Annotated in this window: 28 protein-coding genes and 1 riboswitch; of the genes, 11 read left to right on the top strand and 17 right to left on the bottom strand. The window is 66.6% G+C overall.

Annotated features, from left to right (window positions below; genetic code table 11):
• Window positions 1-21 precede the first annotated feature (21 nt).
• Complete coding sequence (locus ACJH6I_RS13515; protein WP_406776030.1) at window positions 22-765, top strand: fasciclin domain-containing protein; 744 nt, start codon at window positions 22-24, stop codon at window positions 763-765.
• 95 nt (window positions 766-860) lie between these two features.
• Here the strand turns inward: ACJH6I_RS13515 and ACJH6I_RS13510 are convergent, their stop codons facing one another.
• The 3 genes from ACJH6I_RS13510 to ACJH6I_RS13500 are packed head-to-tail and all read right to left on the bottom strand — an operon-like array spanning window position 861 to window position 3,962.
• Window positions 861-2,003 carry an acyl-CoA dehydrogenase family protein gene (locus ACJH6I_RS13510; RefSeq protein WP_346415172.1) on the bottom strand — a complete coding sequence of 381 codons (1,143 nt, stop codon included), beginning with the start codon at window positions 2,001-2,003 and terminating at the stop codon, window positions 861-863.
• Between the two features lie 13 nt (window positions 2,004-2,016).
• Window positions 2,017-2,817, bottom strand: a complete 801-nt coding sequence (locus tag ACJH6I_RS13505) for a crotonase/enoyl-CoA hydratase family protein (RefSeq protein ID WP_406784207.1) — start codon at window positions 2,815-2,817, stop codon at window positions 2,017-2,019.
• Window positions 2,814-3,962: an acetyl-CoA C-acyltransferase gene (locus tag ACJH6I_RS13500; protein ID WP_346415174.1), complete on the bottom strand. Its 1,149-nt coding sequence runs from the start codon at window positions 3,960-3,962 to the stop codon at window positions 2,814-2,816. The genes ACJH6I_RS13505 and ACJH6I_RS13500 overlap by 4 nt, the downstream gene beginning before the upstream one ends.
• 219 nt (window positions 3,963-4,181) lie before the next feature.
• On the opposite strand from ACJH6I_RS13500, the gene ACJH6I_RS13495 reads away from it, so the two are divergent.
• Entirely contained in the window at window positions 4,182-4,979 is a 798-nt protein-coding gene (locus tag ACJH6I_RS13495; protein WP_346415175.1) for a GntR family transcriptional regulator, read from the top strand.
• Here the strand turns inward: ACJH6I_RS13495 and ACJH6I_RS13490 are convergent.
• The 5 genes from ACJH6I_RS13490 to ACJH6I_RS13470 all read right to left on the bottom strand — a co-directional run bounded on the left by ACJH6I_RS13490 (window position 4,969) and on the right by ACJH6I_RS13470 (window position 9,906).
• On the bottom strand, window positions 4,969-6,696 hold the full coding sequence (locus ACJH6I_RS13490) for a DUF3556 domain-containing protein (RefSeq protein WP_406784206.1): 1,728 nt from the start codon (window positions 6,694-6,696) through the stop codon (window positions 4,969-4,971). The genes ACJH6I_RS13495 and ACJH6I_RS13490 overlap by 11 nt on opposite strands.
• 108 nt (window positions 6,697-6,804) lie before the next feature.
• Entirely contained in the window at window positions 6,805-7,320 is a 516-nt protein-coding gene (locus ACJH6I_RS13485; RefSeq protein WP_406784205.1) for a DoxX family protein, read from the bottom strand.
• 9 nt (window positions 7,321-7,329) lie between these two features.
• The gene (locus ACJH6I_RS13480; protein WP_406784235.1) at window positions 7,330-8,568 is read right to left on the bottom strand and encodes a WS/DGAT domain-containing protein; all 1,239 of its coding nucleotides are present in this window, start codon (window positions 8,566-8,568) and stop codon (window positions 7,330-7,332) included.
• Between the two features lie 79 nt (window positions 8,569-8,647).
• Window positions 8,648-9,274, bottom strand: coding sequence for a hypothetical protein (locus ACJH6I_RS13475; protein WP_406784204.1), 627 nt, complete (start codon window positions 9,272-9,274; stop codon window positions 8,648-8,650).
• Window positions 9,271-9,906: an Mce protein gene (locus ACJH6I_RS13470; protein ID WP_406784203.1), complete on the bottom strand. Its 636-nt coding sequence runs from the start codon at window positions 9,904-9,906 to the stop codon at window positions 9,271-9,273. Before ACJH6I_RS13470 ends, ACJH6I_RS13475 begins: the two co-directional genes overlap by 4 nt.
• Window positions 9,907-10,042: 136 nt before the next feature.
• Here ACJH6I_RS13470 and ACJH6I_RS13465 point away from each other — a divergent pair, with 136 nt between their 5' ends.
• Complete coding sequence (locus ACJH6I_RS13465) at window positions 10,043-10,930, top strand: alpha/beta fold hydrolase (RefSeq protein ID WP_406784202.1); 888 nt, start codon at window positions 10,043-10,045, stop codon at window positions 10,928-10,930.
• A 34-nt stretch (window positions 10,931-10,964) separates the two neighbouring features.
• Window positions 10,965-11,795: an adenylate/guanylate cyclase domain-containing protein gene (locus ACJH6I_RS13460; RefSeq protein WP_318986264.1), complete on the top strand. Its 831-nt coding sequence runs from the start codon at window positions 10,965-10,967 to the stop codon at window positions 11,793-11,795.
• On the opposite strand, the gene ACJH6I_RS13455 is transcribed toward ACJH6I_RS13460, so the two are convergent.
• Window positions 11,753-11,923, bottom strand: coding sequence for a hypothetical protein (locus ACJH6I_RS13455; RefSeq protein WP_090562611.1), 171 nt, complete (start codon window positions 11,921-11,923; stop codon window positions 11,753-11,755). The two genes, ACJH6I_RS13460 and ACJH6I_RS13455, sit on opposite strands and share 43 nt — an antisense overlap.
• A 49-nt stretch (window positions 11,924-11,972) precedes the next feature.
• Here ACJH6I_RS13455 and ACJH6I_RS13450 point away from each other — a divergent pair, with 49 nt between their 5' ends.
• Together ACJH6I_RS13450 and ACJH6I_RS13445 are read left to right on the top strand one after the other, a co-directional pair.
• Entirely contained in the window at window positions 11,973-12,665 is a 693-nt protein-coding gene (locus ACJH6I_RS13450) for a guanylate cyclase (protein ID WP_318986265.1), read from the top strand.
• 108 nt (window positions 12,666-12,773) lie between these two features.
• The gene (locus tag ACJH6I_RS13445) at window positions 12,774-13,001 is read left to right on the top strand and encodes a hypothetical protein (protein WP_346415181.1); all 228 of its coding nucleotides are present in this window, start codon (window positions 12,774-12,776) and stop codon (window positions 12,999-13,001) included.
• A gap of 19 nt (window positions 13,002-13,020) precedes the next feature.
• Here ACJH6I_RS13445 and ACJH6I_RS13440 read toward each other — a convergent pair whose 3' ends face one another.
• The gene (locus ACJH6I_RS13440; protein WP_406784201.1) at window positions 13,021-13,881 is read right to left on the bottom strand and encodes a phytanoyl-CoA dioxygenase family protein; all 861 of its coding nucleotides are present in this window, start codon (window positions 13,879-13,881) and stop codon (window positions 13,021-13,023) included.
• A 48-nt stretch (window positions 13,882-13,929) separates the two neighbouring features.
• Between ACJH6I_RS13440 and ACJH6I_RS13435 the strand changes: the two genes are divergently transcribed.
• Window positions 13,930-14,508 carry a TetR/AcrR family transcriptional regulator gene (locus ACJH6I_RS13435; protein WP_406784200.1) on the top strand — a complete coding sequence of 193 codons (579 nt, stop codon included), beginning with the start codon at window positions 13,930-13,932 and terminating at the stop codon, window positions 14,506-14,508.
• A gap of 5 nt (window positions 14,509-14,513) precedes the next feature.
• Here the strand turns inward: ACJH6I_RS13435 and ACJH6I_RS13430 are convergent, their stop codons facing one another.
• The gene (locus ACJH6I_RS13430) at window positions 14,514-15,260 is read right to left on the bottom strand and encodes a class I SAM-dependent methyltransferase (protein ID WP_406784199.1); all 747 of its coding nucleotides are present in this window, start codon (window positions 15,258-15,260) and stop codon (window positions 14,514-14,516) included.
• 28 nt (window positions 15,261-15,288) lie between these two features.
• A complete protein-coding gene (locus ACJH6I_RS13425) occupies window positions 15,289-15,687 on the bottom strand; it encodes a VOC family protein (RefSeq protein ID WP_212812690.1) in 399 nt (132 codons plus the stop codon).
• Between the two features lie 253 nt (window positions 15,688-15,940).
• Between ACJH6I_RS13425 and ACJH6I_RS13420 the strand changes: the two genes are divergently transcribed.
• Window positions 15,941-16,177, top strand: a complete 237-nt coding sequence (locus ACJH6I_RS13420) for a VOC family protein (protein ID WP_406784198.1) — start codon at window positions 15,941-15,943, stop codon at window positions 16,175-16,177.
• Window positions 16,178-16,185: 8 nt separating this feature from the next.
• On the opposite strand, the gene ACJH6I_RS13415 is transcribed toward ACJH6I_RS13420, so the two are convergent.
• The 3 genes from ACJH6I_RS13415 to ACJH6I_RS13405 are packed head-to-tail and all read right to left on the bottom strand — an operon-like array spanning window position 16,186 to window position 17,621.
• A complete protein-coding gene (locus ACJH6I_RS13415; protein WP_406784197.1) occupies window positions 16,186-16,572 on the bottom strand; it encodes a hypothetical protein in 387 nt (128 codons plus the stop codon).
• A 25-nt stretch (window positions 16,573-16,597) separates the two neighbouring features.
• The gene (locus ACJH6I_RS13410; RefSeq protein WP_212812696.1) at window positions 16,598-16,921 is read right to left on the bottom strand and encodes a branched-chain amino acid transporter permease; all 324 of its coding nucleotides are present in this window, start codon (window positions 16,919-16,921) and stop codon (window positions 16,598-16,600) included.
• Window positions 16,914-17,621, bottom strand: a complete 708-nt coding sequence (locus tag ACJH6I_RS13405; protein WP_406784196.1) for an AzlC family ABC transporter permease — start codon at window positions 17,619-17,621, stop codon at window positions 16,914-16,916. Before ACJH6I_RS13405 ends, ACJH6I_RS13410 begins: the two co-directional genes overlap by 8 nt.
• Before the next feature lie 80 nt (window positions 17,622-17,701).
• Between ACJH6I_RS13405 and ACJH6I_RS13400 the strand changes: the two genes are divergently transcribed.
• Window positions 17,702-18,148, top strand: coding sequence for an Lrp/AsnC family transcriptional regulator (locus ACJH6I_RS13400; RefSeq protein WP_406784195.1), 447 nt, complete (start codon window positions 17,702-17,704; stop codon window positions 18,146-18,148).
• 162 nt (window positions 18,149-18,310) lie between these two features.
• Here ACJH6I_RS13400 and ACJH6I_RS13395 read toward each other — a convergent pair whose 3' ends face one another.
• Window positions 18,311-18,625 carry a multidrug efflux SMR transporter gene (locus tag ACJH6I_RS13395; RefSeq protein WP_064980249.1) on the bottom strand — a complete coding sequence of 105 codons (315 nt, stop codon included), beginning with the start codon at window positions 18,623-18,625 and terminating at the stop codon, window positions 18,311-18,313.
• Window positions 18,626-18,634: 9 nt separating this feature from the next.
• Window positions 18,635-18,700, bottom strand: a riboswitch (guanidine-III (ykkC-III) riboswitch).
• A gap of 233 nt (window positions 18,701-18,933) precedes the next feature.
• Here ACJH6I_RS13395 and ACJH6I_RS13390 point away from each other — a divergent pair.
• Window positions 18,934-19,236, top strand: coding sequence for a hypothetical protein (locus ACJH6I_RS13390; RefSeq protein WP_406784194.1), 303 nt, complete (start codon window positions 18,934-18,936; stop codon window positions 19,234-19,236).
• Window positions 19,237-19,551: 315 nt separating this feature from the next.
• Here ACJH6I_RS13390 and ACJH6I_RS13385 read toward each other — a convergent pair whose 3' ends face one another.
• The gene (locus tag ACJH6I_RS13385) at window positions 19,552-19,872 is read right to left on the bottom strand and encodes a hypothetical protein (protein ID WP_406784193.1); all 321 of its coding nucleotides are present in this window, start codon (window positions 19,870-19,872) and stop codon (window positions 19,552-19,554) included.
• Between ACJH6I_RS13385 and ACJH6I_RS13380 the strand changes: the two genes are divergently transcribed.
• Window positions 19,871-20,158, top strand: coding sequence for a hypothetical protein (locus ACJH6I_RS13380; RefSeq protein ID WP_406784192.1), 288 nt, complete (start codon window positions 19,871-19,873; stop codon window positions 20,156-20,158). The two genes, ACJH6I_RS13385 and ACJH6I_RS13380, sit on opposite strands and share 2 nt — an antisense overlap.
• The last annotated feature ends 31 nt before the right edge of the window (window positions 20,159-20,189 follow it).

The raw sequence follows: 20,189 nt of genomic DNA, 5'->3' as shown, positions 1-20,189 counted from the left end.
GAACAGCTGAGGAGCCGAACCATGAAGACTCGCACCAGCAGATTTCTGGGCGTAACCGCGGCCGTCGCCGCCCTGACCGCATCGCTGCCGCTGGCAGTGTCCGCCTACGCGGACCCGCCGCCGCTGCCGCCGCCGACCAACAAGACGGTGGACCCCCAGGGCCCCGGCTGCGACAAGGTCAAGGCCGGCATGCCCGACCTGAAGACGTTGGTCAACAAGCCGGTGAGCCAGGCGCTGGCCGCCATTCCGGCGATCAGCACCTTCAACTCGGCGATCTCCGGCGGCCTGAACCCCGCCGTGAACATCACGAGCGTGCTGGACAACGGCCCGTACGTCGTGTTCGCGCCGACCAACGAAGCCTTCGCGGCGCTGGACCCGGCCAAGCTGGAGGCCCTGAAGGCCGACCCGGCCGCGCTGACGAGCCTGGACTACTACCACGTGTTCCTGGGCGTGCTGGGCAATGACACCGTCAAGGGCCAGCGTCCGACGCAGCAGGGCACCCAGATCAAGGTGACCGGCGACGGTGGCGACATCAAGGTCAACGACACCGCCAAGCTGGTGTGTGGCGCGATCGAGGCGAGCAACGCCCGCATCTACGTGATCGACACCGTGCTGGACCTGGCTGAGGCCCCGGCCCCGGTGACCGCCGCGGGTAGCGAGACCTCCACCTCGACCTCGGCCACCACCACGACGTCGACCTCCGCAGCGCCGAGCGCCGCCGAGTCGACCTCGGCGACCCCGACCACCACGTCGGCCGCGCGGTAGCCAACAGATTCAAACGAAATCGGCGCCCCTGCACCACGTTGTGCAGGGGCGCCGATTGGCTTTGTGGGACTTACAGGCCGCGTCGGCCGAGCCGACTACAGACCCAGGTCGCGGCCGATGATGTCCTTCATGATCTCGGTGGTGCCACCGAAGATCGTCTGGATGCGCGCATCGCAGTAGTCGCGGGCGACGCGGTACTCCATCATGTAGCCGTAGCCACCGTGCAGCTGCACGCAGCCGTCGATGACCTTCTTGGCGGTCTCGGTGCAGAACCACTTTGCCTTGGCCGCCTCGACCGCGGACAGGTCGCCGTCGAGCACGCCCTCCAGGCACCGGTCGATGTAGCGCTCGCAGACGTCGAGTTCGGTGTCCATCTCCGCCAGCAGGAAACGGTTGTGCTGGAAGCTGCCGATCGGCTGGCCGAAGGCCTTGCGGTCCTTGGCGTATTGCAGTGTCTGGCGCCAGGATTCGCGCGCACCGGCGATCGCGGAGATCGCGATGCCGAGCCGCTCCGACGGCAGGTTCTGCATCAGGTGGTAGAAGCCGCGGCCTTCCTGACCGAGGATGTTGGCCGAGGGGACCCGCACGTTCTCGAAATGCAGTTCCGAGGTGTCCTGCGAGTGCAGGCCCATCTTGTCCAGTTTGCGGCCGCGGGTGAAGCCCTCCATCCCGCGTTCGACGACGAACAACGTGAAGCCCTTGTGGCCGGCCTCGGGATCGGTACGACAGACCGTCACGACGAGATCGCTGTTGATGCCCGCCGAGATGAAGGTCTTGGAGCCGTTGATGATCCAGTCGTCGCCGTCGCGGACGGCGGACGTGCGAATGCCCGCCAGGTCACTGCCGGCACCGGGCTCGGTCATCGCGACGGCGAGGATCAGCTCACCGCTGGCGATGCCCGGCATCCACCGCGCCTTCTGTTCGTCATTGGCGAGGTGCTTGAAATACGGTGCGACGACGTCGTTCTGGAGGCTCAGCGCCGGCGCGGGGCCGCCGTAGCGGGCGATCTCCTCGTCGATGACGGCGTTGAACCGGAAGTCGTCCGACCCGCCGCCGCCGAACTCCTCGGGCATGTTGAACCCGATCAGGCCGTACTTTCCGGCGGCGACGTACGCCGACCGGTCGACCATGCGTTCCTGTTCCCACTTCTCGGCATTGGGGACGAGCTCACGCTCGATGTACTGCCTGGTGGATTCCCGGAGCGCCTCGTGCTCCTCTTCGAATACTGTCCGCTTCACGATTTCTTCTCCGTCACTTGGCTTTCCATACAGGCTGACGTTTCTGCGCGAACGCCAGCGGGCCTTCCTTCGCGTCCTCGGACTGCAGCAGGGTCACGAACTCCCGGTTGGTGCGCCGCCAGCCGTCCTTCTCGGCGGTCACCACGCCGTCGTCGGCGCCGTACGCCACGCGCTTGCTCGCCTGCACCGCCAATGGTGCATTGGACGTGATCCGTTCCGCCAGAGCCAAAGCCGCGTCGACGACGGTGCCGTCCGGGACCACCTGGTTGATCAGGCCCCAGCGCAGGGCATCGGCCGATGTCATGGGCTCACCGGTGAACAGCAGCTCCAGTGCCACCTTGCGCGGCAGCTGATCGACGATCCGGAACACGCCGCCGGCACCGGCGATCAGTCCCCGCTTCACTTCCGGCAGGCCGAATTTCGCGCTCTCCTCGGCGACCACGAGGTCGCTCGCCAGCGCCAGTTCCGAGCCGCCGCCCAGCGCGGTGCCGTTGACGGCCGCGATGGTGGGTTTGTCGATGAAGTGGCTGACGTAGCCGGCGAAGCCCCAGTCCGTGTGGTCGGGGTGGAAGAGGTTCTCGCCGCGCGAGAGCGCCTTGAGATCCGCACCGGCACAGAAGGATTTGTCGCCGGAGCCGGTGATGACGACAGCCCGGATCTCGGGATCGTCCTGCGCGGCCTGCAGGGCGTCGCCGACACCGATGCTCACGGCCTGGTTCACCGCGTTGCGGGCGTCGGGCCGGTTGATGGTGATCAGCAGAACGTTGCCCCGCCGTTCGGAGAGGGCTCCGGGTTCGGCGGACACCGCGGTCACAGCAGTTCCAGGATGGTCGCGTTGGCCTGGCCGCCACCTTCACACATGGTCTGGAAACCATACTGAATTCCGTTGTCCCGCATGTGGTGCAGCAGGGTCGTCATGATGCGGGCGCCGGAGCCGCCGAGCGGGTGGCCGAGGGCGATGGCGCCACCGTTCGGGTTCAGGCGGTTCTCGTCGGCGCCGATGTCCTTGAGCCAGGCCATCGGAACGGGGGCGAAGGCCTCGTTGACCTCGAACACCCCGATGTCGTTGACGCTCAGGCCGGACTTCGCCAGCGCCTTCTGCGTGGCGGGGATCGGGGCGCTCAGCATCATCACCGGGTCGGCGCCAGCCAGGACACCGGTGTGCAGACGGGCAAGAGGCTTGAGCCCCAGCTCTTTTGCCTTCTCGGCCGACATGATCAGCAGCGCGGCCGAGCCGTCGGAGATCTGAGAGGAGTTGCCGGCGTGGATGACGCCGTCTTCCTTGAACGCCGGCTTGATGGCGGCCATGGACTCGACGGTGCCGCCGCGGCGGATGCCGCCGTCTTCGGTGACGATGTTGCCATCCTGGTCCTTGATCGCCACGATCTGGTCCTTGAAGGCGCCGGCATCCTGTGCGGCAGCGGCCTTTTCGTGCGACCGCAGCGAGAACTCGTCGAGCTGGGTGCGCGACAGGCCCCACTTCGCGGCCATCATCTCGGCGCCCGTGCCCTGGTTGGGTGACTGGCCGTCGTAGCGGGCGCGGAACGCCTCCGGGTACGGGTGTCCGCCGTTGGCGAGCGACGAGCCCATCGGCGTGCGCGACATCGATTCGACACCGCCGGCGACGACGACGTCGTAGTGGCCGGCGACCACACCGGCGGCGGCGAAGTGCACCGACTGCTGGCTGGAGCCGCACTGGCGGTCGACGGTGACACCGGGAACGGTCTCGGGCCAGCCGGCGGTCAGGACCGCGGTGCGGGCGATGTCGAGCGCCTGCTCTCCGGCCTGCATGACGCAGCCCCAGATCACGTCGTCGACCAGCGCCGGGTCGACGCCGGCGCGCTGCACCAGGGCGTTCAGCACCTGAGCCGAGAGCTCCGCCGGATGGACACCCGACAGGGCGCCGTTGCGCTTCCCGATGGGCGAGCGGACCGCCTCGACGATGACTGCTTCAGCCACGGACTTCTCCTTCAACGTTGAATATCGACCCGGGATTGACACCTGTAAAGGCGCCCACATCTGCGAACATAGAACAGAAGGTTTACTAGGTCAACCTACTAGTTGGTAGGCAAACGCCATTTCCGCGAATGCCGGCTGAATACCAGGCCGCCGCCCGTTCACATGGTTTACTGAGTTGCCTAACAGGAGGCCAAGACAATCGGTTCAAGGAGGGCCCAGATGGCGCAGACTCCGCCGTTGTCGCCGATGATCGACCCACGTACTGTGCCATCCTCGGCCAGCGGCCCCATCCGCTCCCCCAAAACCGCGGAACTGGTGGCCGGCACCCTGCGCCGCATGGTTGTCGACGGCCAGCTCAAGGAAGGCGACTTCCTCCCCAACGAGGCCGAGCTGATGGCCCACTTCGGGGTCAGCCGCCCGACCCTGCGCGAGGCCGTGCGCGTTCTGGAGTCCGAGCGCCTGGTGGAGGTGCGACGCGGGTCGCGCACCGGCGCCCGCGTTCGCGTGCCCGGACCCGAGATCGTCGCGCGCCCGGCGGGCCTGCTGCTGGAGCTCTCTGGCGCGACCATCTCCGACGTGACCACCGCCCGCGCCGGCATCGAACCCACCGTCGTACGGCTGCTGACCGAGCAGGGCAACACCGAGGCGTTCGACGAGCTCGACACCATGCTGGCCGAGTACGTCCCGTCCGGCTACGAGACCGGCCGCATGGCCGAGACCACCGGTGACTTCCACCAGCGCATGGTCGAGTTGTCCGGCAACGCGACGCTGGCCATCGTCGCCGGCATGCTGCACGAGATCACGGTTCGCCACATCGCTTTCGCGATGCGGGAGAACCGGCCGATGTCGAAGTCGGACTACGACATCCTGATGCGGTCCTACCGGCGGCTGATGACGCTCATGCGCTCCGGCAACGCCGCTGCGGCCGAAGCGCATTGGCGCAAGCACCTCGACGTCGCCAACGGCCTGCTGTTCGCGGGCATGGAGGACGTCAAGGTCCGCGACGTCATGCGTTAGTGACGCCGTACACGGGGACATCGTCGGCCCACGGCTGGCGGGTCACCATGTCGCGCACCTTCACGTAACCGCGCTCGAACTCACCGGTGGCGGCGTCGACCAGGCGGTACTGCTGTGTCTGCCGGTGGATGGGCTGCGCGTCGAGCATGACGATCCGCACCTCACCGGGCTCGAAGTGGCAGCGCTTCTGCAGCGCCGCGACGAGTTGTTCGTTCGACATGTGGCCGTCGCCGAAGTTCCAGCCGATGGCGGTCGAGACGATCCGCTCACCGTCGGTCAGCGTGTAGTCGGCCTCGTTGTGCCCGGCCATCGCGCGGTGCGCGAGCGTGAACAGCGCGCGGCCGTGCGTGTTGAAGGCGCGGAACGCGTAGCCCATGTACAGGTACATCTGCGCGTTCTCCGGGCTGCCGTAGTACCGCTCCATCTGGGTCGCGGGCATGCTGGCGATCGCGACGATGTTCTTCTCGATCTTCTCCGAAGCCGACGGCTTGATGCACCACAGCGACGTGTCCCAGTTGCCGGCGTAGTAGCGCATGCCGGGCAGGAAAGACACCTTGCGCGGGAACAGGTTTCCGATGACGACGGTGCCCGCGACGACCGCGAACAGCACCAGCGGCCACGGCGACGTCAGATCGGCGATGCCGATGTCCGCGTGCCCGACGAAAAGCGTCACGACACAGAACATCATGAAGACGTTCCACTCCAGCGGCACGCCCATCGGGATCGCCGACAGGATCCCGAAGTGGAAGCACAGCATGACGAACGCGGCGATGTACGTCGGCCAGCCGCCGTGACTGAAGAAGAGCACCAGCGGTACCGCGCCCTCGATGAAGGTGCTGAAGTGCGCCATGAAGCGCGATGGGCGGCCGGGGCGCAGGTCGTCCGGGAAGTGTTCGAAGAACGCGCGCTTGATGAACTTCGGCCGCAGCACCGGGTTGTTGCTCATCATCGTGGAGATGACGAACGGGAAGTGATGGTTGAGCTTCGACGTCGCGGCGCCCAGCCAGATGACCATGCACACGAGCTTGGCGGCGATGATCAGGTCGACGCCGTAGCCGGCGAACAGGAAGGCGACGGTGAACGAGCCGTAGACCTCGCCGCGGGCGGCCAGGAAGATCACCTTGTCGCGCAGACCGGCCAGGGCGAGGACGCCCAGGATCGCCCAGATCTGCCACATCGGGAGTACGCCGACAGTCGCGCCGGGCAAGACCGGGCCGGTGCCGTCAGAGCACAGCGCGACGACGAGCAGGGCCAGCAGCGCGCCGTAGAGCAGCACATCAACGGAGGTCCGGGCATCGCCACGCGTCAGCGGGATGCGGCCGGGCCACGGTGGCAGACGAATGGTCTTCGGCCGCAGCCAGTACAGGATCGAGCCCATCGGCGGGAAGAAGCGGTTGTTCAGTGGGCCGAACCCGCAGCCGAGGCCGATCACCTCGAACAGCATCGTGTAGAGCACGACCTTCTCGAACACGATCGGCTCGGTCCACCACGCCGCGACGTTCGTGAATCCGTCGATCCCCTTGGTGGACAACGCGATCAGCCAGCCGCCCAGGATGTACAGGCAGATCTTGACGACGTAGAACAGGTGCAGTGCCACCGGGGTGCCGAAGCCCGTCTCGGCCCAGTGCCGGGCCATGGGGACGATCTTCTGCGCGCGGGTGCCCTTGTTCCACTCCTCGAAGTCGATGACAGGAGTGTCCTGCGTGAGAAAGCCCATACCCGTCAGACTAGAACGTGTTCTAGTCTGACGGAATCAGATCCCCATAGTTGATCCCGTGGCCAGGGCGCAGACGTTCGAGAACCAGCGCCCCGGACACCGACGGGTTCAGGCCTTCGCGGGCGGCCGGAAGAAGATCAGCAGCTGCCCGATACCACCGGCGAGGCCGAGCCCGACGGCGATCAGCAACCCACACCAGCCGTGCAGCAGGTGGTAGAAGCCGCTGTTGTGGAACAGCAGGCAGTCCAGGCTGTAGTGGCCCGCACCCGTGCCCGCGATCGCCACGGCCGCGACGCCCAGCACCAGGTTGTACTCCCAGCCGGATTTCACGATGAAGAAGCCGTTTTCGCGGTGCACGGTCCATGCGGCCACCACCATCAGCGCCACGAACCCCGCGGCGGGGATCGGCGTCAGGAAGCCGGCAGCCAGGCCCAGGCCGGCCAGGATTTCGGTGCCGGCAGCCAGCCGGGCGTGCAGCATGCCGGGCTTCATACCGATGCTGTCGAACCAGGCGGCAGTACCGGGGATGCGGCCGCCACCGAAGAACTTGTTGTACCCGTGCGCAGCCATCGTCAGACCGAGCACCACCCGCAGCAGCAGGATCGAGAACGCGTAAGCAGTCACGCGATGAATTTAGCCCCCGGCGTCCAGCACCGCAGACAACCGTTCCACATACGAATCGACATCCGGTAAGGCCGACGGGGACGCGTGCACGCTGATCGTGACGGTGTCCCCGATGCCGTGCACGCCGTGCGTCAAGCCCATCATCGGCGACAACGCCGGGCACGCGGTGGTCAACACCACCGGGCACTCGCCGAACGTCAGATCGGCCGCGCCGCGGTTGACGCTCGAGACCACGGTGTTGCCGGTGGCCGTCGTCGACCGCGCGTGCGGATCGAATTGCTCAGTGCCCCAACGCAGCAGCCGGGCCGGCACCGCCGCGGTGGCGGCACCGCTCGCCGCGGCCGCGGGATGCTCGAACCGCTGCCGCCGCATGGCGAGTTCCGACTCGATGCGGGCCGCCCGCTCGTGAAAGGGCAATTCCGGGTGCAATGCCACGCCGACGTTGCCGTAGTGGTTGTAGGCCCGGCGGGTGCCGGTCTTGGCCATGGGCACCTCGGCCCCGAGCGCGGTGACACCGCCCAGCTCGGCCGCCAGCGCCTCCGAGATGGCCGCCAGCACGCCGACCGTCACCGTCGGCCCGGGCAGATGCGTACGGTGACGCACCACCGTCCGCAATGTGTCGGGGCCCGCCGGCGCGTTGTTGGTCGGCTGCACCGGCCACGAATCCGCCGGTGGCGCAACAGCACCCGACTCGGTGTCCCGCACGAGTTGCCGGTGGGCGGCACTGGCGCGCCACGCCAGGTACGGCAGCGCCCACGTCCCCAGCCGCGACTCGACCACCGCCGGCACCGGCTGGTCCCGGCCGAAGATCCGCCCCATGAGAGCCGTCGCGCGCTGCCCGTCGGCGAGGGCGTGCGACATCTGCACCACGACGACGGTGCCCGGTCCCGTCGTCTCCGGTATCCCGGTGACGCCGGCGAAGACGTGCAGTCGCCACGCCTGCACGGTCGCGTCGAGCTGGTCACTCGCGGCCAGGGCACACACGGCGTTCAGGCACCCGGACCAGGTGGGGTCCCCGGGTTCGTGCACGACGATCGGCATGGCATCACACCGCACCCAGGACGGATAGCGCCAGGAATGCGAATCGTCGATGCGCACCAACAACTCTGGGCACGCCGACACGTTGCGCCGCACCGCCGTCAGCGCGGCGTCCAGCTCGGCGGGCACGCCGTCGAACCCGCACACCAGAAACATGTCGTTCGGGATTTTCGCCGACATCCAGAAACTCTGGGCGTCGGCGGCCGCCATCCGCTTCACGTCCGCCACCCCGGGATTTGTGCACGAAAATCCGCGCCGGCCGCGGAAAATCGTGCACAAATCACGGCGGTCACACCGGTTCGAACTTGGCGATCAGCCACTGGCCCCCCAGTCGTTCCAGGGTCACCCGCGCGCTGGTCGGGGTGCTGGTCGGCGGCTGGTCACCGACCCGGACTACCTGATTGACGAACACCAGCACCACGGCGTGGTTCTCCTCGACCGATACCGCGGCCGCGGCCGGCACCGACGTCGCCGCCGAGATGCGCCGCTGCTCGGCGCCGGGGATCACCGACTTGGTCAGCGTCGTGTACTCATCGAGGAACGGTGTGGTGAGCAGCTTGCGCGCGTCGGCCAGTTGTTGACGGACCGTGTCCGGCTCGTACGACAGCAGGGCGACGGTGCCATCGGTGGCCACCTTGATCACGGCCGCCTGGTCAGCCTCATTGCCGTGCCGCGCCGTCAGGTACCACAGCCCGCCCGCGGCGGCCGCGAGCAACAGTGCCAGCGCCGGCAGGACCCGATACGCCGTCACCCGTGCCCACTCGATGCCGCCGGTCTTGCGCGGCTTCTCGTGTGGCACAACATCATTGGGCGCCGGCTCAGCCTCGACCGACTCGGCCGCATCCTGCTCCGGCTCGGTCGCCTCGAGTTCAGCCGCGTCCGGCTCGTCGGGTTCATCCACCCCGTGCTTGCTCATTGGATCGGCTCCACCTTCGAGACCTTGGCACTGTCGCCCACCTTCTGCATCGTCAGCCGCACGCGCCAGTAGCGGTCGCGTTGCGGCGGCCCGTTGCCGACCTCGGTGTGCACCTTCACCGCGACGAGGACCACGCCACTGGTGTCGTTCGCCGACTCCACGCCGGCCTCGGTGACGGTGCCGACCGATGCCGACTGCTGCTGTTTCACCGAGTCCACGACCGCCGTCGAACGTTGCTTGAAGTCGTCGAAATAGGCGCCGGTCGAGGTGTCCAGCGCCCGCTTGATGTCGTCGTCGACGTGCCGGTAGTCGATGGTCGTGAGGTTCACCGCGACCTGCTTGCCGGCGGTCAGGTATATCTCGTGCAGGGCGTCGTCGCGACGCAGCTGCAGCTCACGCTGACCGAGCCAGGCCACCAGCGCGCCCAGTGCACCCACCACCAGCACGCCCACGACCAGAGCCGCAATCACCTGCTTACCCCGTTGGGGCGCAGGGTGTTTCAGGAACGCGAGGGCTTCCTCGTCGGAGATGGCCGGTTTGTCGTCGTCGGCATCCGGGGTCTCGTCCGGGGCGCTCGCATCGTCGTCGTCGACCTCGTCGGGATTCCTGTGCCGCCCGTGCTCGTCAGCCATATGCCTTCCTCTCGCCGCACGCCCGGCCGGACGGCGACACCTCGGCCGAGTCTAGAGACCGCCGGGTGACCAGGGTCATGTTCGGTTCAGTTAGCACAGCTCGGTAACGTGCAGGAGAAGTGACGAGAGGATTCCAGTGAGCACCGACGAACGCACTTCCCCGGCCGATGGCGGCAGCAATCCACAAACGGTGCGATTCCGCGGTATCGACGAACTGACCCTGGTCGCCGACGAGTGGAACCGCGACGCGGAAGCCGCCGCGGACAAGCCCACGATCCTGATGCTGCACGGTGGCGGGCAGAACCGGCACTCCTGGAAGAACACCGGCCAGATCCTCGCGAACGCCGGCTTCCACGTCATCGCGCTCGACAGCCGCGGGCACGGCGACAGCGACCGCTCGCCCACTGCGAACTACTCACTCGAGACCCTGACCGGCGACACCCTGCAGGTGATCTATCAGATCGGCCGGCCGGTGGCGCTGATCGGCGCCAGCATGGGCGGGCTGACCAGCCTGCCGGTCGCGCATGAAGCCGGACCGGAGCTGGTCACCAAACTGGTCCTGGTGGACGTCGTGCCGCGCTTCGAGAAGAGCGGCAGCGCCCGAATCCGCGACTTCATGTTCAGCGGCATCGACGGGTTCGCCTCACTCGAAGAGGCCGCCGACGCCGTCGCCACCTACCTGCCGCACCGCACGCGGCCACGCAGCGTGGAAGGCCTCAAGAAGAACCTGCGCCTGCGCGACGGCAAGTGGTTCTGGCACTGGGACCCGGCCTTCCTCACCGCGCCCGGCGACGACCCGTTCGAGCGCGCCGAGATGCTCGAGCATGCGGCGATCAGCCTCGAGATCCCGATCCTGCTGATCCGCGGCAAGCTGTCCGACGTGGTGAGCACCGAAGGCGTACAGGACTTCCTGCAGAAGGTGCCGGGTGCGCAGTTCGTCGAGCTGTCCGACGCCGGGCACACCGCTGCCGGCGACGACAACGACGCGTTCACCGACGCGGTGGTGCAGTTCGTCCGTCAATGACCCGATCGCGGCTCGCCGCCTCGATACTTGAGCGGTGACGGTTTCGACGATCTCGCTGGTCGCCATCTGTGTGCTCGCCGTGGTGGTTGTCGTCGAGACCATCGTGTTGCGGGTGACGCGGTCCCGGCTGCGGGCCGCGCGGCGGGAGATCGAGGAACTGCGCGCGCCGTCCGAACCCCGCACCAATCTGCTGCTGGCCGGCGGCCGCGCCGCGGTGAAGACGATGTGGCAGACCGCCAACCTCATCAACAAAGAGGGCTTCGGCGGTGCGATGTGGTCGTCCATCGAGGAGCTCGCCGGCTGGGCCGAGGTGGAGCGGCCGGACCTGGCCAAGTTGGCGCCGACCGGCCGCGTCGCGATCATGTTCTCGGACATCGAAGGATCCACGGCCCTCAACGAGCGCATGGGTGACCGGGCCTGGGTGCGGCTGATCGACCACCACGACAAGTTGGTCGGCCGGTGCGTCAAGAAGCAGTCGGGGCTCGTCGTGAAGAGTCAGGGCGACGGTTTCATGATCGCCTTCGCCGAGCCCGAGCAGGCCGTGCGCTGCAGCATCGACATGCAGCAGCAATTGGCGAAGGCGCCGGGCGGCGTCCGGGTCCGCATCGGGATTCACACCGGAAAGTCGGTGCGACGCGGCGACGATCTGTTCGGCCGCAACGTCGCCATGGCCGCGCGGGTGGCGAGTCAGGCCGACGGCGGCGAGGTGCTCGTGAGCAAGGCCGTGCGAGATGCCTTGTCCGCCTCGGCTTCCTGCGCCGACATCACGTTCGACGGCGGCCGGGTGGCGGAGCTGAAGGGCTTCGCCGGCGACCACCGGCTCTATGCCGTGGGCTGGCTCCCGCCGGATTCGGCCAGCCGCTGATGCAGCCGGGCGCGAATATCGTCGGCCGTGTATGACTCGCGCTTGCGCTGATCACGCGCGACCAACACGCCACCGGCGACCACGCCCGCGACACCGGCCAGGCCAACCCACTTCCACACGCCACGCATGCAGTGATTATGACCGGGCGAAGCGCCGGGGAATGTCTAAGCTGCCCAGATGACTGGTAACGCGGTGACTTTGGAGCGGGCGCTGGCCGAAACCCGGACCGGCGACATCTGGTTGTTCCGTGGGGCTTCCAAGCCCGACCGCGCCATCCAGACGCTCACCAACGCCCCTGTGAACCACGTCGGCATGACGGTCGCCATCGACGACCTGCCGCCGCTGATCTGGCACGCCGAACTCGGCGACAAACTCGAATGTCTGTGGAGCGGCAGCCATCACCGCGGCGTGCAGCTCAACGATCTTCGCGCCGCCGTCGAACGGTGGGTGTACGTGTACGGGCAGCGGTGCTGGCTGCGGCAACTGACGCCGTTCGCCACCCGCGAGCAGGAGGACCTGGCGCTGAAGGTGGTGGCCCGCATGGACGGCACCGCGTTCCCCACCACGGCGCGGTTGACGGGCCGGTGGTTCCGCGGGCGGGCGCCGGTGATCAGCGACTACACGCGCGGAATTCCGTTGGTACATCGCAAGGTTCGCGAATCCGCCGAGCGGGACAAGAACCGCCGGCGAACAGCCGGGCTCGAGACCGCGTACTGCGCCGAGACGGTGGCGATCACCTACGAGGAAATGGGGCTGCTGGTCACCGAGAAACGCGAGAACTATTTCGACCCGGGCTCGTTCTGGAGCGGCGATTCGTTGTCATTGACGCCGGGATATCACCTGGGCGCCGAGATCGAAATCCTCGCCTGACCTGCGGCCAGAAAACCGCGAATAATTTCAATCGCCGTCAGCGCAGTCAAGGCCGGACTAGCATTTGTGCGCAAATTCCCAGTAACCGGCAGGCCGGCAGGAGACGTCATGCGAATGAAAATTGCGCTCGTAGCACCGTGGATTGCCGCTGCCGCGATCGGCGGCGCGATAAGCCTTGCCCCGACAGCCGGCGCCGACCCGGACCCCGATGTGCCTTACGGCGGCGACGAATTCGACCTGCCGCAGCAGGGCCCGAACCCGTACGACTTCGGGTTTCACGAGTCGAATCACGACGAAAAGGACACGTCCGCCGGCGCCACTGACGTGCCGTACTGATCCGCCTGATCGTCGACGATCAGACGGACTGATCGCCGGCGATCTCCAGCAGCCGCTTCGGGTGCATGCCGTCGACCTGACCGATGAACGGCGGGTGGATGCTGTAGCCGAGCATGCGGCGAATGTCTTCTGACACCCGGCGGACGGTGTCGCGGGTCATCGACAGCGTGAAGGCCTCCTGCGGCCGCAGCCATGGCTCGCAGTATTGGGCAGTGACGGCCAGCCGCGGACGGTCGGTGCGGTTGGCGCCGCCGCCGTGCCACAGCGTGCCGGGAAAGAACACGCACGACCCGGCGCTCATCACGACGGGCTTGCGCTCGACGTCGTCGCCGGGAAGCCGGTCACCCCACAATTGGCTGCCGAGCACCACATCGGTGGCGCCGTTGTCGGCGGTGAAATCGTCGATGGCCCAGATGGTCGCCGCACCCAGCGCGGCGCGGGGCCGCGGCAGCGGGTAGAAACCGTCGTCGGTGTGCAGCATCTGTGCCTGCTCCCCCGGCAGGATGTTGATCACCTGGAGCATCGACAGCAGATAGTTCGGCAGGAACATCCGGTCCAGCAGCGCGAGCACGCGCGGGTGGTCGGCGATGACGTCGCACGCCGCGGTCTTGTTGAGCACGCTGTAGATGCGCTGGGTGGACCGTCCCTCAAAACCGTTGCGGCCGTGCCGATCCAGCATCGGCGTCACGGCCGCGCGAATCTCGTCCAGCTGGGCCGCACTGAGCAGATCGGGCAGGATCACGTAGCCGTCGCGCGCCATCGTGGCGAGATCGGCATCGACGATCGCGGGGTCGACGGCCGCGCCGCCGCTCTCGGTTCGGCGATAGGTGCCGGCCAGGTCGCCGCTCAAGTCCGCCAGCGAAGACACTTCAGTGCTCATTGCTCCACTCCCGCCGAAACATAACCGAGTTCTGTTATGTTTTGGACTATGGCACGTGCCCCGATCGGACGTCAACAACTTCTGACCGCCGCGCGCGACGAACTGGTGCGCGGCAACGGCGTGCTCGAACTGAGCGCGCTGACCCGCCGGGCGCAGCTCAGCACCGGCGCCCTCTATCACCACTTCGGTTCCAAAAGTGGGCTTCTCGCAGCGGTTTACGACGACTTCTACCACGGACTGCGCCATGCCATCGCCGACGCGCACCTACCCGTGGACGCCGACTGGGGAGTCCGGGAGCGGGAGCGAACCCGCCGTTTCGTCGTCTACCACTTCGACGACGAGCTGGCGCCGATCCTGCTCGGCCGCGCGACGCTGGACCCCGAACTCGCCGAACTCGAAGCGGTTCATCTGCAGACGATGAGCGAGGCAGCAGCCGACAACATCCGCCGCGGCCAGCAGGACGGTGACTTGCCCGGCGACATCGACGCGGACAGCGCCGGCGCGTTTGTCATCGGCGGCCTGCGGCACAGCATCGCGCAACAGCTCAGAGCCACGCCGCGTGCCGATCCCGATCTGGCCGCCGAACGGCTCTGGCATCTGGTCGCCGCGGCACTCGGGATTTCGTGACCGGATCAGACGGTTCCGCGCGCCGCCCACGCCGTGGCCGTCACGGTTAACGGGCCGTCGCCAAGGCGTTCGCGCGCAACGGTTTCCAGCCTGCCGCGCCCCGCATCATCGAGGCGCTGCACGTAGTCCCCGGCCGGGCCGACGCCGAACGTGTACGGCTCCCACCATTCCTCGAAGCTCGGGTGCAACACGTCGATGGTGATGGCGTCCTCCGCCACATCGCGTAGCCCGGCGGCGTCGAAAATCTCGGTCAGGTGCCCCTTGTGCGCGCCGGACAGCAGCGCCTCGTCCTGCGCGTCTGGGTCGATCACGTGGACGGCATCCCAGAACGGCGCCAGCGCACCCGTCGGCCCGTCCCACACGCATGCCGCGACGACACCGCCGGGCCGGGTCACCCGCGCCATCTGCCCGACGCCGGCAACGGGATCGGACATGAAATGCACCACCAGTTGGGCGAGCGCCGCATCGAAAGTCGCGGTGGCGTAGGGCAATTCCTCTGCTGTTCCGAGGCGGGCGTCGAGCGCCGGAAACCGCTTCTGGATCGCATCGACGAACGGCGGTGACGGATCGATGGCCGCGACCTCGGCGCCCATCGCCAGCAGCCGTGCGGTCAGCGCGCCGGGTCCGCAGCCGACGTCGAGCACCTTGGCTCCGGCGGTGATCCCGGCGAAGGCGGCGAAGACCTCCGCGAGCGGCTCGGCGTATCGGCCCATGTAGCGGCCGTACGCGTCCGGCGAGACGACGAAGCTCACCAGCAGATGCTATGCCGCGTACCAGCGGCTACGCCCCGAATTTGGCCTTGGCATCGTCTCTCACCGGCGTGAAGAGGTTGACGAGGTTGCCGTCGGGATCGCGGAACAACAGCGACCGGTTACCCCACGGCATCGTGGTGGGCTCGGTGACGACCTCATCCAACCGGCTTCGCAGCCGTTCGTACTCCGCGTCGACGTCAGCCACGATGAACTCGATGATGGCGCTCCGGTTGGCCGCCGGCTCGGCGGAGCCCGCCCCGAACAAGGGCACGGTCTTGTCGCTACCGATCGCCAAAGTGCCCACCGGCGTGGGGATTTCCGCGAACAGCTCATTGGCCCAGACGGCCTCGGCCCCTGTCACCAATTCATAGAAGCCGACCAGGCTCGGGACGTCGGCGGTGATGATGCGGGTGGAAACAAGCTTCATGACGCGCACGATATCGGCGACCACCGACAAGCTCGCCTCGTCGAGCGCTTCCCGCGGTCGCCCGCCAGGCGCATGATTGATCCAAAGAGGGAGGGGCGTGCCGCGGTGCCGAACCAATGGTCGGGTGTGACGATCGACTGTGTCGACCCGGTCCGGATGTCGACGTTCTGGGGACACCTTCTCGGCATCGAGCCCTCATACGAGCACGGCGACGATCCCGGGTTGGGCGACTCTCGGTTCCCGGGAAGGTCCGATGCCGCGGCTCACTTTTCAGCGGGTACCGGAGGCCAAGGCGACGAAGGTACGCATCCATCTGGACGTGGAAGTTGCGGACATCGATGAGGGTCGCCGGCATGTCGAGGATCTCGGCGGGCGGTGGTCAGGTACTCGGCACAACTACGACGAGGGCGTCGTTCTCGTCATGTTCGACCCCGAAGGTCACGAGTTCTGCCTTGTCCAGTACTTCGAAACACCAAGCGCGACAACCTGAATCGGCCGTTAGGGCCCGTGCCCGTCATGCAGATCAGATTGGTCGTCGAGGCGCCGCCGGGTCTCTGCCACGGCGCGCCTGATTTCCGCGTCGTCGCGCCGAACTTCGGCGTTCTGCCGTTCCACCCGTTCGCTGATGCGCTGCTGGCGTTCACGCTCGCGCTGTTCGGTGGCGCCTTCGCGGATGTCGGCGCGCCGCTCCCGCTCGTCCGCCATCTCATCCCGCTCGTCGGCGATGCGGTCCCGCTGGTCGGCGATGCGGTCGCGTTCATCGGCGACCCATTCGCGTCTCGACTGTTCGGCTTCCCGCAAGGCCATCGCGTTCTCGCGGCGGGACAAATCGGCGGAGCGCCGATCCAAGTCGCCCGCAGCACCGGTCCGTCCGTCACCGACCACGGCTCAACTCTAACCCCGCGCAGTCTTACAGCGTGTTCACGAGCAGCACATAGGCGAGGGTTCCGGCGCCGACGCTGAGCAGTGTCCGCCTGCCACCGAGCAGGTGTGCCGCGACGGTGATGGCCACGCCGATCGCCGCATACGCCAGGTGTTTTTCGTCGCCGGAGACCGAACGGAAAGTGCTGGCAGCGAGAATCATGACGATGCCGACCGGCATCCAGGTGGCCATCGTGTTGACGAAGCGGGACTTGCGCAGCGGCTGCAGGATCGCGAAGGGCACGGCGCGCAGGGCCAGATTGATGACGAAGACGGTGGCCAGTACGGCCGCGAGGTACTTCAGGTCAAGCATCGACGGCCACCTGCCGCCGCACCAGCAGATAGCGCGCCACGAGCGTGGCAATGAACAGCAGGAGCCCGACGAACAATGCCGCATGCGGGGCGACCATCACTGCTATCGAGAAGCTGAGAGCGGCAAGCAGCAGCGACGGCACACCGTCGCGAGAGCGGCAGGCGTCGAGCGTCAACGTGACGAACAGTGCGCACAAAGCGAATTCGAGCCCTTCGATGCGCGCCGGCAACATCGAACCGAGCAGGACGCCCGTCAGACCGCCGCCCACCCAGTAGCACTGGAATGCGGCCTGCATCGTGACCAGTCGCCATGACGTCCAGCCGCGCGGGTCGGCGGCGGTCACGGCGTACGCCTCGTCCACAAGGGTGTAGACGGAATAGGCCCGGGCGAACCGGTTCCGCACGACGTGCAGCGGGAAGGTGAACGCGTAGAAGATGTGGCGGAAGTTCACCAGGAACGCCGTCAGCGCGATGGTCGCCAGCGGAGTGACCGCGACGATCATGCCGATCAGCAACAGCTCCAACGAGCCGGCGAAGCAGGCGATGGACAGCGCGGGGGCGACCCACCAGGGCAGGCCCGCCTGGACGACCAGCAGCCCGAAGGCGACGCCGATCGGGTACATGCCGAGACCCGCGGCCAGGGAGGCCCGCACGCCTGCGGCGACCTCCGCTTTCCGAGAAGTCACCACCGCAGCGTCCATGACAACAATGATCCCAGGTCAGCAGTGGAATTTGGTTGCCACTTACTGCGCTCCGCGGCTGCGGCGAGCAATAATTGGTCATGGATAGTCTCGACACAGCAATAATCGACGTCTTGCGTGAAGACGGCCGGATCGCGAACGTCGCCCTCGCCGAAAGAGTCGGGCTCACGCCGGGGCCGTGCCTGCGGCGGGTGCAGCGGCTCGAGGCCGACGGCGTCATCGTCGGCTACCAGGCCCTGATCTCACCCGCCGCCGCGAACCAGAGTTTCGAGGTGCTGCTCGACGTCGAGATCACCGACTTCGACATGAAGAGCATCGAGACCTTCGAGGCCACGATGGCCGGCTACCCGCAGGTGCTCGAACTCCATCGCCTGTTCGGTTCCCCGGACTATCTCGTCCGCGTCGCCGTCGCGGACCTGCCCGCGTACGAGCAGTTCCTGACGAGCAAGGTCCTCGCGATCCCGGGCATCCACCGCGTCTCGTCGCGGTTCCCGATGAAGACGATCAAGTCGCTGCGGCCGCTGTGAACCGTCGAGCGGCCCCTTCGGCGTGTCGGCTCTCCCTGCGGCACTTGCGATCTGAAGCTGTCAGCATCGGCTGACAATGTCCGGTTTTTTGACAATGTCGCCATGTGCGACAGCTTCAGATCGACGATGCTGTGGAGACTCGAGCGACTCCAACGCCTTTCGTCAGTGCACGAGCTTGAGCCCGACCACGCCGCCGATGATCAGCGTCAAGAACACCACCTTGAGAACCGACGTCGGCTCATCCCCGGTGGCCATCGCATAGACCACGGTGAGGACCGCGCCGATACCGACCCAGACGGCGTACGCGGTGCCGACCGGCAGGTCACGCATGGCGTAGGCCAGCCCGCCCATGCTGGCAATGAGCGCGACCGCGAACACGATGCTGGGCGAGAGCTTGCTGAACCCCTCGGACTTGCCCATCGCGGTGGCCCACACCGCTTCGAGGACGCCGGACAGGACCAGAACGAGCCACGACATGATGTTTCTCCCGGGCCGTCTTGTCGCACACCGGGTACGGCACCCATCGTCCGGAAGCCTGCGTTAAGGCTCTGTTACCAAGTTCTCACAGAGCAACCCGGGTGGCAATGTCAGATCAGTCACCACCCCCGCATCGAGCGTGGGGGTTGACGTGGGATTCTCGGCGATTTTCCGCGTAAACCCCCACGCTCGATGGCACCTGCGATGCCGATAATCGGTAGAATGATCACCACCCGCCTGACCGAGCGCCTCGGGATTCAGCATCCGATCGTCTCGGCGCCCATGGCATTGGCCGCGGTTCCTTGCGCGTGACGCTGAGCCTCGTCCCAGAGGTCGCCGAATCCAACGGGGACAGCACAAATCGGACGACGGCGGGCGACGCCGTCCGCGGAATCGACTGGCCGACTGGATTCACGATGCGCATGCGGCGCAACGCTTTTACCGACCGCTGGCACGACGACGAGAAGACGCTGGCGACCAACGCCGATATCGGGGGTCCGCGCCACGGCGCCGCATTCGCCGACGGCGATCCCGACAACGCCGGGTTCGTGTTCAGCGAAGTCGCTGGGCTCATCCACTCGATCGAGCCCGCGGCTGTGCTCATCGAGTGAATCGTCCCCGAGGCAGCGCGGCTGTTGCGGTCCCGCACTGACCTTCGTTGAGTGCAGGTGTCAATTTTCAAAACTGTCCCGCCCGAAACCAAACTGCGTTGTCGGCGTCAACTACTACGGTTATTCCTGAATTTGACCGCAGCAAAGCTCGATGCCTTAGTACAGGTGTCGTTCTCCAACTAGCGAGCTAGCGAGGGGTTAGACATGAATGACTCGTTACGGTCGGAGATCGAGCAGATTCTGCTTGCCCACCAACGCACCCGCAATGCCAAAGTTCTCAGCGGGATGAAGCGCGGACTTACCGACAACGAAATGTCAGCGGAGTTTGACGCTGCCGGACAGCCTTGCAACGCTGAGAGTGTCGCAAACGTGCGTAGGATCGTGCGTCTCACGCTTGACGACAAACTCGTCCCAGCGCCGTCCGATGCCGAGGATCAAGCCGGCCTCTACCGGGAATTGCTCAACCACAAGCGATCTCAGAACCTCGATCAGCACATCAAGACCCGACTGAGTCAGCTCCAGAAACTGGACCCCAAGGTCAAACTCACACCCCTGGCTGAGGGATATCTCGGCCCCAAGAATGCGCAACAAACCGACAAACCAGAGCAGAGGTGTCCGGACTGCTTCCTGGTCCATGTGGGTGAATGTCTATGAACATCACCGCTGTCTGGCTAAAGGTTATTTTCCTCGTAGTCGACAGTTGCCGCCGATGATGTCCGGCGATGTGCCACCGGTTACCACGCCGCCGAAACGCATATCCCACGAAGCCGAGCTTCTCGCACACCTCCGTGTAGTGGCGGACGGCCTCGGCATCGAATGTGTCACCGGTCAGGGAAGCAGCAATCGCTTCGGAATCGATGGATGGGGCCTTTCGGGGAGCAATGATCAGAACCTGTGGATGAGCCTCGGCGAGGCGGCGTAGGAAAGGGCGCACCTTCCCGAGGATGATCTGA

The organism is Mycobacterium sp. SMC-13, assembly GCF_045311035.1.
GTDB lineage: Bacteria > Actinomycetota > Actinomycetes > Mycobacteriales > Mycobacteriaceae > Mycobacterium.
This window is presented reverse-complemented; position numbering and strand designations above follow the sequence as displayed.